An 11,910-nucleotide genomic window follows, 5' to 3' on the forward strand; every position below is an offset into this window, starting at 1 on the left:
AGGCACGTTAGGACGAGGCCGTCGCCCGGACCAGTGGAGTTCACCCAGCGCGGATTCGCTGTCAGCGTCGCAGCTTCGGGAACTTCTTCGACTGCCTGACCTGCTCGGCCTGCGCGGCCTTCACCTTGGCCGCGTACTCGTCGACGTACTCCTGTCCGGAGAGGCCGAGGATCGCGTACATGATCTCGTCGGTGACCGCCCGGATCGCAGCCTTCTGGTTCTCCAGACCGGCGTAGCGGGAGAAGTCCAGCGGCTCACCGAAGCGGATGGTGACCCGCTTGATGCGCGGGACGACCTGTCCCGGCGGCTGGATCTCAAACGTACCGACCATCGCGCACGGCACCACCGGCACCTGTGCCGTGATCGCCATCACGGCCACGCCGACCTTGCCCTTGTACAGTCGGCCGTCGTGCGAGCGGGTGCCCTCCGGGTAGATCCCCAACAGCTCGCCCCTGCTCAGCACCCCGAGCCCTTCGCGGATCGCCGCCTGCCCCGCGTCCTTGCCGGACCGGTCCACCGGAATCTGCCCGATGCTGCGGAAGAAGGCGGCGGTCAGCCGCCCCTTCACCCCCGGTCCGGTGAAGTACTCCGCCTTGGCGAGAAACGTGATGCGCCGTTTGAGGATCGCAGGCATCAGGAAATGGTCGGAGAACGACAGATGGTTACCGGCGACGATGGCCGCGCCGTCCTCCGGGATGTGTTCCAGGCCTTCGATCCTGGGGCGGAAGAACAGTCGGAGAAGCGGCCCGAGGATGACGTATTTGAGCACGTAATAGAACACGGGGCGGCTCCTAGCTCTGCCGGATCGGCTCCAGGGCTGCATTCTGCCAGGTCAGCGGATACCTGACGGGAGGACACTATGTGCAGCTGTCCTCCCGTGTAACCGTCTTTGGGTAGGTCGATGCTGACCCGACGCTGACTTTACTGACAAGGCGTCAGGCCGGGGCTCTCTGTGTCGGAGAGGGTGCGGGCCGAGGTCATCCGTGCTGACGTCGACCGCCACGCAGGCGCACGACGACGCGTCCGCTCTCACCGACGAGAGCAGGCACGAGGCCGTAGCGACTCTGCAGGCGTCCGAACGCGGCTCCTTGCCCCGGGAGATCTCCGAGTTGTGGCCGGCGGAGACCGAACTGGTCGGCATACTCAACCGGCAAGGAGTACGCATCCACCCTGTCCCGGTCATGGACAGACCCTGGAAAAGGGGAGCTGCCCGAGGTTTCAGTGCTGGGCATCGACGGGACCCGGCGCGGCCGCACCCGCTGGGAGCAGGATGCCGACACCGGGAAGTGGCAGCTGACGCGGGACCGCCGGCACACCGGGTTCGTCGACGCACTCGGCACCGGCGGGATGCTCGGCCAGGTCGAGGGCCGCGCCGTGGCCGACGTCCTGGCCTGGCTGTCCACCACGCCCCTAACCTGGAGACGGCACATCCGCTACGTCGCCATCGACATGTCAGCCACCTACCGAGCCGCCGTGCGCGCCGGTCTCCCGGACGTCATCGTGGTCGTCGACCACTTTCCACGTCGTCCCGCTCGCCAACAAGATGCATCAGCAAGAACGCGGTGTCGTAGGTCGGCCCGAGGCCATCCGCGGGCCGACCTTCGTCCTGGCCGTACTGACGTCACCAGAGCAGCAATAGGGCGACAGCGAGTGCGACGGCCAGTACGGCGCCTGCGGCCAGTGGTCCTCCGGTTCGGCTGGCGGCGCGAAGCCGTTCGTGCCTGATATCGGCTGCGGCGTTTCGATAGCGCACGGCGGAGTAAGCCAGCCCAGCCGCTCCGACAGCCATCAGCAGAGCGCCTGCGGCCAGTGAACGGGTACGGCTGCCTTCGACGAACTTGGCCACGGCCAGCCCTAGAGCCATCACGGTCGCGGATGTGCGCAACCATGCGAGGTAGGTGCGCTCGTTCGCCAGATGATCTCGGGCGTGGGATGGATCTGTGTCATCCCCGGGGCGTTCCTCGCCCATGACTCGCTCTCCTGCTGGAGGCCGCAGCGATGCGCATTCTGTCGCTGTCGCCGAAAACGAGCGGGATCGAAAGTGCCGTTTGGAAGGACTTCGAGCATAGTGGCGATATGGGCATATGGGGCAAACGAGACGACATGATCGTGCACCAGGTCGAGCCCTACAACGCTGAACCACCTCCTGGCGCGCTCGTGGACCCGGTCACCCCTCTGGACACCTTCTATGGCCGCAACCATGCCCCGATCCCCCGCGTGGACGGGGCGAGCTGGCGGCTGCGGGTGGACGGCACGGTCGACCGCCCGCTGGAATTGTCGCTGGACGAATTGCGGCGCCGCTTCCCCGAACGGAAAGTGCTCGCCACTTTGCAGTGCGCGGGTAACCGCCGCGCCGACCTCATGGAGTTCCGCGACATACCCGGCCAGGTCCCCTGGGGCCCCGGGGCCATCTCCACGGCATGGTGGACCGGTGTGAGCCTGGCGGATGTACTGACCGAGGCAGGGCTGCAGGCCGAAGCGGCCCATATCGCCTTCACCGGCGCCGACGTGTCACAGGACGCCGACCCGCCACAGCCCTTCGGCGCCTCCATACCGGCGGCGAAGGCCACCTCCAGCGAGGTGCTCTTGGCCTGGGCGATGAACGATCAGGTGCTTCCCGTCGCGCACGGCGCCCCGCTGCGCGCCGTCGTCCCGGGCTACATCGGCGCCCGCAGCGTCAAATGGCTCCAGCGCATCACCGCACAGACCGAATCGTCCGACAACTACTTCCAGTGGGAATACAGCCTCCTGCCTCCCGAGGCCGACCCCCACAAGGCAGGACCAGGCGACGGCATCACGCTCGGGCCGGTCGTCATTCACATCGCCATCCTGCGGCCCGGCAAAGGTGCCCAGCTGTCGTCCGGACCTGCCGAGGTCACTGGCGTGGCCTTCGCCGGCGACGACCGCACGGTGACACGCGTGGACGTGTCCGCCGACGGCGGCACCACGTGGGTCCACGCCGATCTGCACGCACCGGACAACCCATGGACGTGGCAGCACTGGCGCGCCACGCTCACCCTCCCGGCAGGGGAGACGGAACTCCTCGCCCGTGCCTGGGACTCCGCCGCAGCCGTACAGCCCGAGTCGCCAGCGACGGTCTGGAACCCCAAGGGCTACGCCAACAACGCCTGGGCCCGACTCCACGTCACCTGCGACCGTTGAAAGCCGGGCGGCCAGGCCGCAGATCCCGACGGCACGCCTCCAACCCCGGTTTTGTGATCGTCATGGCATCAACCGCGTGATCAAGCTCGTCGCCCGCAACGCGTTCGGCTTCCGCAACGCCGAGAACCAGCGGCTACGGACAAGCTGCGTCACCACCCGGCGAGCCCGCGGACACCTCCGCACCGCTCAACTTTGAAGACCCACGATGCCGCCGGACAGAACGTAGACCCGGTAATCATGGCGGCGGCGTCGATGAGGGTGGACAGAACGACGCCGCTGGTGCTGATTCCGGCGAGCACCAGGGTGCCGATGCCGCGGTCGGTCAGCTGTTGGTGGAGGTCGGTGGTGGAGGCCGAGCCGTAGCGGATCTTGCGGACGACGATGTCGCCGTGCTCGGGCGTGATCCGCTTGTCGGGCGGTCTGGTTGCCGACCGTGGTGGAGGCGGACGTGACGCCGAAGATCAGGGAGACCAGCACGATCGCGATCGCCGGGCTGCGCGAGGTGAGCAGCATGATGCCGACTGAGCCGAGCAGCATGGTCACTGCCGAGGCGATCAGCGGTCCGCGCACCAGGTTGCGGCTGGCGAGCGGGCGCGAGAGCAGCGCGGAGACGGCGCCCATCGGCAGGAGCAGGGGTCCCGCCCCCACAGTGGAAATCCCGTGTGCGGCTTCCCCCCACCGGGTTCACGGAGTGGACGCCGAGAAGGGGCGACGACTTGGTCGATGGCCCGCGCCAGGAGGGAGGCGCGTCCCGCGAGCAGATTGTCGACGAGTTCGGTCGCGGACGGGTCGGCGCTCATCAGCTCATTGCGGCCGTCCTGCGGAGCGGGCTCGCTGTGGACCGGCCCGGCGGCCTTGAGTACCGCCGGGCTCTGCGCGACGGATTGCGCGCTGAAGCGCTCCAGCGCGGCGAGCCGGGCCGCAGTGACGGGGCCCTCCCGTACCACGCTTGCCAGCACGCCGAGCTGCGTGGCGGTCAGGCCGGTCGCGTCCTGCCCCGATTCCGCGCGCAGGCGTGCGCGCAGCCGTTTGATCGCGTCGTCGAGGCGCTGCGCGGTCGCAGTGGACTGCTGCGGCCTGGGGTTCGTGTTCATGACCCGGGTAAAACTCCACAAGGAACCTTGCAAGTTGGACCGACCGGCAATTGGGGGGCGGCGTCACGGGGCTGGGGCACGCACCTCGCGGCGTTGTCGTCAATCACCATGTTCCCCGAGTTCTCGGCTTCGCTCGAGCAGGGGAGGCCCCATGCTCCATGGCTCAATCCTCCGCCTTGCGATGCACGCACCCCAGCCCCGCTCCTTCACCCACCCCCCAATTGCCGGTCGGTCCTACTTGTGGAGTTCCTCTCCGCTGTCCCCGTCAGGGTCTCGCCGCCCGTGGTCAGTCCTTCAGATGCTCCAGGATCCGGTGCATCCCGCTGTTCCAGTTCTCCTTGAGCGCCGCGACGGCCGCGTCGAGGTCGCCGCGCTGCAGGCACTCGGCGATCCGCTCGTGCTCCACCGCCGAACGCTCCAGGATGTCCTGGTCGCCCAGGGCCACCCGCTCGTAGCGGTGCATCGTCACCTTCAGGGAGGTGATCAGCTTCATCAGGCGGTTGTTCGTGCAGCCGGACAGGAGCAGGTCGTGCCACGCGTCGTCGTAACGCTCTATGACGTCGTGCGGTGCCTGCGGGGCCGAGAACGCACGCGCCTCCTCCAGGAGACGGGGGGCTGTCGCCGTCAGGTGCTCGGGATCGCTGGACTCCAGGGCGAGCGCCTCCAGCGTCGCGACGATCGCGGACAGGTCACGGAACTCCTGCGCGCTGAGCGGCGTGAAGCGGAAGCCCTTGCCGCGCTCGCTGGTGATGACGCCCTCGCGCTCCAGCGTGATCAGTGCCTCGCGCAGCGGAGTACGGCTGACGCCGAGTTCGGTGGCGAGCTGCCCCTCGTTGATCGGCTCGCTGGTAGCGATCGTGCCGCGCCCGAGGCGCTTGATCAGTTCCTCCTTGACCTGTTCGCGCAGCGGGCGATTTTCGATTGGCATGTGAGGCTGCCCTCCCCTTCGGTCCGGTCGATTATCCGCTACCGGCGGGTCACGCGGTACCGGCGCCGTCGACCGGGATGATCGCCCCGCTCAGGAACGCCGAGGCGTCGGAGGCGAGGAACGCCACGGTCTGGGCGATGTCGCGGGGCTGCCCGATCCGGCCGAGCGGCCGGTCGGCGGCGTCGGCGTAGAACGCGTCGGAGCTCTCGCCGAGCTGGCGGGCCTCCTCGGCGAGCATCCCGGTCGCCGTGTCACCGGGGCAGACGCAGTTGACGCGGATGTTGTCGGGGCCGTGGTCGATGGCCATGGCGCGGGTCATGTTGACGACGGCGCCCTTCGACGCGCAGTACGAGACGGCCCGGCCGCCACCGCGGATGCCCCATCCGGAGCCGGTGTTGATGACGGAGCCGCCGCCCCGGGCCGCCATCCCCGGGATCACGAGGCGGCTCATCAGCATCACCGAGCGGATGTTCACGGCCATCACCAGGTCCCAGTCGTCCTCGGTGATCTCGCAGACCGTGGAGCGGCGGATGATGCCGGCGTTGTTGAAGAGGACGTCCACGCCGCCGAACTGCTCCTGCGCCGTGTGCACGACGGCCTCGCAGTCCTCGCGCCGTGACACGTCGCAGCGCACGAAGGTCCCTCCGGTGTCCTTCGCGGTGCGTTCGCCGCCGTCCGTGTCGATGTCGGCGATCACCACGCGCGCGCCGAGCTCCGCGAGGACCTGGGCGGTGGCGCGGCCGATTCCGGCTCCGCCGCCGGTCACGATGGCACGCTTGCCGTCAAGGGAGATCATCTTTGGCTCCTTCTGGGTGTGATGGGAGGCATAAGGGGTCATCCGACCACGCGGTACAGCGACGTGCGCCGCCTGCCGGTGATGACGGGCAGGTGGCCGGACAGCTCCGCGTTGAGCGCGTCGTCGCCGGTGTCGAGGAGAAGAGGGCGGCCGCCGAGCGCGGCCAGTTTCTGTTCAGTGCACAGCACGAGCAGGCGCTCGCGGCCGCCCGCCGCGCGCAGGACGCGCGGCGAGATCTGCTGGTTGCCGCGGCCGAGGAGGAAGCCCTGGCCGCCGATGGGGGAGAGGGCGATCCAGGCCGGGCCGACGGAGAGGAGGGTGTTCTCGCCCGCGTCGCGGGCCACGATTCGCGGCCGGTGGCCGGGCCGCAGGCGGAGCACGTCGACCCCCGTGAGGGAGACGTCCGCGCCGAGCGTCGCCGCGACCGCCCGGGTGGTGCTGCCGGGGCCGAGCACGAGCAGCCCGTCCCCGACGCGCTCGGCGACGTCGGTCGCGATGCCGCCGACCGCCTCGGGCGTGGTGGCGGTGCTGCCGGTCTTGCGCTGCTGTACGCGGACCGGTACGTCGGGAACGCGCAGCCATCCGAAGAGCTGTGAGGCGACGCGGCCCTCGCTCAGGGCGTCCTCGTCCCGGTCCATCACCTCGGCGTCCCGCAGCCGAACAGTGCTCCTGCGGGCGAGCCACGCCGCCGCGACCTCACCCGCGGCGCGCGGACTGATGGCGAAGACGGCCGAGTGCATCTTCACGCCGGTCGGTACGCCCAGGACCGGGCAGGGCACGTCGCGGAGGGCGCCGAGCACGTCCCGCGCGGTGCCGTCGCCGCCGGCGAAGAGCAGGAGGTCGACGCCCTCGGCGACGACGGCCCGCACCGCGGCGGCCGTGTCCGCGGCCGAGGTGTCCCGCCCGGCCCCGGCGGCGTACACGACCCGCCCCGCAAGCCCTGCGGCGGCGACGGAGTCAGCGCCCAGGGGACCGGCGGCGGTCACGACGAGGATTCCTGAGCCCGGCGGGTGAGCGGCCGGGACGATGGCCGCCGCCCCGGCGTTCGTGTCGCTGAGCTCGTTCGGCGCGGGATCCGCGGTGGCGTCGGCCCGGCGGCCGGGCACGGGGTGTGGCGTGCGCTCCCGCGTGGTCGCGGGGACGTGCGCCGTGCTCTGCGACGCATCGGGACGCCCATCCGGCGCGGAGGCCGTCGAAGCGGCGCTCGGCTGTGTGCGCCGGCTGGGCGCGGGGTGCACCGCCGCTGTCGACTCGCTGCCTGGCCCGTCCCACGCAGGACGGCCGGCCTCTGTCAACTGACCCGAACGTGCCGCCAGTTCACTCAAAGCCGCAGCGGCACGCGCCCCCGCCAAGGGGCGTGCGCCCAGCGAGAGTGCCACGCGGGTCCGGTCCGGGCCGTCGGTACCGCCCAGGCCCACCCGGCCGCCGAGGCCGGCGACCGGGTTGACCACCAGGCCGATCCTCGTCACCGGCCGGCCTCACCGAGCACCTTGCGGCGGTAGGCGCGCCAGGAGACCGCCCAGGTCGCCGGGGAGTCCAGGGCTTCCGGGCGGACCCGGTGGATGGTCGAGCGGTGCGGCGCCGTTCGTACGGTCTCCGGGTCCTCGTACGCCTCACGGGCGATCTCTGTGAGGATCGCCGCGTACTCGTCGAGGTCGGCGCGCGTGTAGGACTCGGTCGGCTCCAGCGTCATGGGTTCCGGCACGACGTACGGGTGGTGGCTGGTCCAGTAGTGCGTACCGAAGTCCGCGGCACGCAGGCCGATGTCCTCGGAGTGCAGGCCGGTGTCCTCGTGGAGCTTCTCCCAGCTGTAGCGGACCTGCTCGACGCGCGGGCGCCCCGCCGCGTAGGGGATGGAGACGCCCGGGATCTGCCGGACCTTGTGGAGCAGGTAGTTGTTGTTGAGGACGGCCGTCTCGGCGGCGGCCCGCAGGCCCTGTGCGCCGAGCGACATGATCCAGGCGTAGGCACGGACCAGGTTCGGCACGACGCCGTAGAACGGCCGCATCTTGCCGACCGACTCGGGCCGGTCGTCGTCAAGACGGTACGCCGAACCGTCGAACTCGACGGTGGGGCGCGGCAGATACGGGGCGAGGTCCTCGGAGACCGCGCACGCACCCGCCGCCGGACCGCCGCACGCGTGCGGCGTCGAGAACGTCTTGTGCAGATTGAAGTGGCACAGGTCGAAGCCCGCGTCCCGGGCGCGCGTGATGCCGAGGATGCCGTTCGCGTTGGCCTGGTCGTACGAGCACAGGCCGCCCGCCGCGTGCACGATCCGTACGAACTCCTCGATGCGCGGGTTGTAGATGCCCGTGTCCTCGGGGTTCGTGATGAGGAGCGCCGCCGTGCGCGGGCCGACCGCCGCCTTGAGGGCCTCGATGTCCGGGTAGCCGTCCGCGTCCGGGTGGAGCGTGATGACCTTGAAGCCCGCCGTCTTCGCGCAAGCCGCGTTCGACGGGTGGGAGAAGATCGTCGTGATGACCTCGTCGCGCTGCTCCAGCTCGCCGCGCGCGGCGAAGTAGGCGCGGATCATGGCGACGTTCGTGTAGATCGCGGCGGAGCCGGCGCCCGGCTGGAGCGAGACCCGGTCCATGCCGGAGATCTCCTTCAGGAGCTGCTCCAGGCTGTGGATGATCCCGAGGACGCCCTGGACCGTGTCCTCGTCCTGGAGGGGGTGCAGCGCCGCGATCCGCGGGTCACGGACGAACTGGTCGTTGACCTTGGGGCTGTACTTCATGGTGCAGGTGCCCTGGCCGACGTCGATGTTGAGATCGGCGCCCAGATTCTCCTGCGACAGGCGCAAGTAGTGGCGCAGGACCTGTTGTTGGGACATCTCCGGCAGTGCGGGCGGTTCGGCGCGGCGCAGGGCGGCGGGTATCTCGGCCTTCCCGATGGACGGGTCCGTGGCCGGTACGAGGACGCCTCGCTCGCCCGGCGAACCGAGCTCGAAGATCAGCTCCTCGTCCCAGGAGGCCTGCTGAAAACGGCGGAGGCGCGGCTTGTCGGCGATGCGCGCCTCCTCGGGGGAGACGGAGACGGGCGCGTGCGGGGCGGTCACTTGACGATCTCCTCCAGGGTTGCGGCGAGCCGGTCGATGTCGGCCTTGGTGTGGACTTCGGTGACGCAGTACGTGGCCTCGTGCCCGCCGGTAGGTACGCCGCCGAAGATGCCCCGCTCCTTCAGGTCGGTGCGGATCTCGGCGGCGGTCCTGCCGCCCGTGTAGCGGACGGTGAAGTCGGCGAAGTGCAGGGCGTCGCCGTACGGGACCTCGATGCCGGGCACCTCGGCGAGGCGCCTGCGGGCGTACGCGGTGAGCGCGAGGATCGTGTCGCCGATCTCCCGCATGCCCTGCGGTCCCATCAGCGCGAGATAGACCCCGGCACCGATGCCGTGCAGCGCGGCGGCCGTGCCGACCCACTCCTTGCCCTCCTCGCGCAGCGCGAACGAGGTCCGCTCGTAGGCGACGTCGCCGAAGCCGTACTCGCCCTCGACGGTCGTCGGCACGAGGCCGAACAGGCGCGACGGGTACTCGGCGACCAGCGTCTCCTCGTCGCGCGTGGCGATGAATCCCGCGTTGCCGCCGCCGAAGCTCTGGTGGAGGCCGAGCGGCTGGATGTCGCCGCACGCGATGTCGGCGCCGTACGCGGAGGGCGGCGCGAGCACGCCGAGTGTGAGCGGATTGCAGCCCGCGACGAACAACGCCCCTGCTTCGTGGGCGAGTTCGGCGAGGCGGGGCAGTGCCTCGTCGACGATGCCGAGCGCGGAGGGCGTGTCCGCGTACACCGCCGCCGTGTCGTCGGCGGAGAGCGCTTCACGCACCGCGTCGAGGTCGGCGCAGCCGGTGTCCGGGTCGACCGGGATCACCGTCACGTCGTGGTCGGGCCGTACGTAGTCACGTATGCGGGAGAGCTTGTCGGTGTCGATCGCGGTGGCGACGAGCACGCGGCGGCGGCCCGTGATCCGGCCTGCCATGCGCAGGGCGGTTCCCGAGGCCTGGAAGCCGTCGTACACCGGGACGTTGACGATCTCGACGTCGAGCAGCTCGGCCATCATCGACTGGTACTCCCACAACGCCTGGAAGCGGCCGTGGTCCTCGTAGGGCTCGCCGGCGTACGCCGTGAGGAACTCGCTGCGGTTGACCACCTCGTCCACGACCGCCGGTACGTGGTGCTGGTAGCAGCCGGAGCCGAGAAAGCTGAGCGCCTGCCGCGTCGAGGTGTTGCGGCCGAGCAGCTCCTCCATGTGGCGGGTGAGTTCGGCTTCCGAACGCAGCGGGGCCGGCAGATCGAGGGGACGGTGCAGCCGGATGCCGTCCGGGATGTCGGCGTAGAAGTCCTCGACGCTCGCCGCGCCGATCTCGTCGAGCATCGCCTGCCGAACGGCCGGGACCGCGTTCGGGATGTAGGGGTGGGTGTAGGGGGGGACGGATTCCTGGGGTGACGTCATGCCGCGCCTTTCGCGTGAGCCGACTCGGTCAGGTCAGTCATGAACCACAGCAACAAAAGTCTTTGGGTGTACACCTCTTGACGGCAGGCTCCGTCATTCAGTGTTCTGAATACAGCATTAGGCATTCAGGCTCCAGGAGGCAAGAGTGTCAACAAGGTCCACCCGACGGGTTGTTCTGGCCACAGGTCTCGCGACCGCGGCATCGTCACTGGTCAGCGGATGTGCCATGGGCGGCGCGGGCGGCGGAGACGCCCGTGACATCGGCGGCAGGAAGGATGACGAAGGGGGCGAGGTCAGCGGGAAGATCACCGTCTGGTCGTGGGACGTGGCCGCCAAGGCCATGAAGCGACTCGCCCGCACCTTCGAGAAGCGCCACCCCGGCACCACCGTCGACGTCGTCGACATCGGCTACGACAACGCCTACGACAAGATCACCGTGGGCCTGCGCGGCGGCTCGGGCCTCGCCGACGTCCTCACGGTCGAGGGCAGCCACATGCCGCGCTACATCGGCAACTTCCCGAGTGGCTTCTACGACCTGACGAGCCTCGGCGGCCGCTACGGAGGCGACTTCGACCGCGCCGCGTGGCGTACCGTCACCGGCAAGGACGGCGCGGTCTTCGCCCTGCCCTGGGACATCGGCCCCTGCGCGCTCTACTACCGCACGGACCACTTCCGCGCCGCCGGAGTCGACCCCAAGTCGCTGCTGACCTGGGACGACTACGTAGCGGCGGGTGTCCGCATCAAGAAGGCCACCGGTCGCAAGCTGCTCATCATGGACTCCACGGACGCCGGGATCCTGCCGATGCTGCTCCAGCAGCAGGGCCAGGCCTACTTCAAGGGCGGCCGGGTCGCGGTCGACACCCCGGAGGCCGTCAAGGCCCTGACGCTGATGAAGACCCTGCACGAAAGGGGTCTCGTCGACTACGAGAAGGGCTGGGACGGCCTCGTCACCGGCACCAAGGAGGGCAAGGCCACCACCACTCCCACCGCCGCCTGGTGGACGGGCACGCTCAGCGACGAGATGCCCGAGCTGAAGGGAAGGTTCGGGGTGGTGCCGCTGCCCGGATTCACCGCCGACGGCATCCGCACCTCGAACATCGGCGGCTCCACGCTCTGCGTCCCAGGGCAGAGCAAGAACCCCCAACTGGCCTGGGCCTTCATTCAGTTCCTGCTCACCGGCAAGGCGAACCAGGTCTCCATGCTCAAGCGTGAGGGCCTGTTCCCCGCCTATCTGCCCGCGCTCGACGACCCGTATCTGAGCGCGAAGCAGGAGTACTTCGGCGGGCAGGCGGCCCTCGACGTGTTCGCCCGGCTCGCCCGCAACATCCCGCCGGTCGAGAACAACAAGGACGACGCGAAGGCCACCGACATCATGATCTCCGCCGTCACCGGCGTGATGCTCCGGGGCAAGGACCCGCGCGCCGCCCTGAACTCGGCCGCGCGGCAGCTCGCCACGGCCACCGGCCGCGAAAGGGTGAAGTAGC

12 protein-coding genes are annotated in these 11,910 nt (G+C 69.7%); 3 read left to right on the forward strand and 9 right to left on the reverse strand.

The annotated features are described in order from the left end of the window. Window positions 1–61: 61 nt before the first annotated feature. On the reverse strand, window positions 62–781 hold the full coding sequence (locus OG953_RS36700) for a lysophospholipid acyltransferase family protein (RefSeq protein ID WP_405689694.1): 720 nt from the start codon (window positions 779–781) through the stop codon (window positions 62–64). Window positions 782–1,221: 440 nt separating this feature from the next. Between OG953_RS36700 and OG953_RS36705 the strand changes: the two genes are divergently transcribed. Beyond that, complete coding sequence (locus OG953_RS36705; protein WP_405689696.1) at window positions 1,222–1,725, forward strand: transposase; 504 nt, start codon at window positions 1,222–1,224, stop codon at window positions 1,723–1,725. On the opposite strand, the gene OG953_RS36710 is transcribed toward OG953_RS36705, so the two are convergent. Then, window positions 1,622–1,969 (reverse strand): YidH family protein, encoded by a 348-nt coding sequence (locus tag OG953_RS36710; protein WP_405689698.1) that lies wholly within the window; start codon window positions 1,967–1,969, stop codon window positions 1,622–1,624. The genes OG953_RS36705 and OG953_RS36710 overlap by 104 nt on opposite strands. Before the next feature lie 134 nt (window positions 1,970–2,103). On the opposite strand from OG953_RS36710, the gene OG953_RS36715 reads away from it, so the two are divergent. Further along, window positions 2,104–3,162 (forward strand): sulfite oxidase, encoded by a 1,059-nt coding sequence (locus OG953_RS36715; protein WP_405689700.1) that lies wholly within the window; start codon window positions 2,104–2,106, stop codon window positions 3,160–3,162. Window positions 3,163–3,311: 149 nt separating this feature from the next. Here OG953_RS36715 and OG953_RS36720 read toward each other — a convergent pair whose 3' ends face one another. From OG953_RS36720 to gcvPA, 7 genes are all read right to left on the reverse strand, one after another. Then, window positions 3,312–3,566 carry a cysteine hydrolase family protein gene (locus OG953_RS36720; protein WP_405692269.1) on the reverse strand — a complete coding sequence of 85 codons (255 nt, stop codon included), beginning with the start codon at window positions 3,564–3,566 and terminating at the stop codon, window positions 3,312–3,314. A gap of 150 nt (window positions 3,567–3,716) precedes the next feature. After that, complete coding sequence (locus OG953_RS36725) at window positions 3,717–4,256, reverse strand: MarR family winged helix-turn-helix transcriptional regulator (protein WP_405689702.1); 540 nt, start codon at window positions 4,254–4,256, stop codon at window positions 3,717–3,719. A 286-nt stretch (window positions 4,257–4,542) separates the two neighbouring features. After that, entirely contained in the window at window positions 4,543–5,184 is a 642-nt protein-coding gene (locus OG953_RS36730; RefSeq protein ID WP_329839887.1) for a GntR family transcriptional regulator, read from the reverse strand. 49 nt (window positions 5,185–5,233) lie between these two features. After that, entirely contained in the window at window positions 5,234–5,980 is a 747-nt protein-coding gene (locus OG953_RS36735) for an SDR family NAD(P)-dependent oxidoreductase (protein WP_389604791.1), read from the reverse strand. A 38-nt stretch (window positions 5,981–6,018) separates the two neighbouring features. After that, window positions 6,019–7,449 (reverse strand): NAD(+)/NADH kinase, encoded by a 1,431-nt coding sequence (locus tag OG953_RS36740; RefSeq protein ID WP_405689705.1) that lies wholly within the window; start codon window positions 7,447–7,449, stop codon window positions 6,019–6,021. Further along, complete coding sequence (gcvPB, locus tag OG953_RS36745) at window positions 7,446–9,038, reverse strand: aminomethyl-transferring glycine dehydrogenase subunit GcvPB (protein ID WP_405689707.1); 1,593 nt, start codon at window positions 9,036–9,038, stop codon at window positions 7,446–7,448. The genes OG953_RS36740 and gcvPB overlap by 4 nt, the downstream gene beginning before the upstream one ends. Further along, window positions 9,035–10,426, reverse strand: coding sequence for an aminomethyl-transferring glycine dehydrogenase subunit GcvPA (gcvPA, locus tag OG953_RS36750; RefSeq protein ID WP_405689709.1), 1,392 nt, complete (start codon window positions 10,424–10,426; stop codon window positions 9,035–9,037). Before gcvPA ends, gcvPB begins: the two co-directional genes overlap by 4 nt. A gap of 145 nt (window positions 10,427–10,571) precedes the next feature. Between gcvPA and OG953_RS36755 the strand changes: the two genes are divergently transcribed. Next, window positions 10,572–11,909 carry an ABC transporter substrate-binding protein gene (locus OG953_RS36755; protein WP_405689710.1) on the forward strand — a complete coding sequence of 446 codons (1,338 nt, stop codon included), beginning with the start codon at window positions 10,572–10,574 and terminating at the stop codon, window positions 11,907–11,909. Window position 11,910 lies beyond the last annotated feature (1 nt).

Origin of the sequence: Streptomyces sp. NBC_00057 (assembly GCF_045041165.1) — a bacterium.
GTDB lineage: Bacteria > Actinomycetota > Actinomycetes > Streptomycetales > Streptomycetaceae > Streptomyces.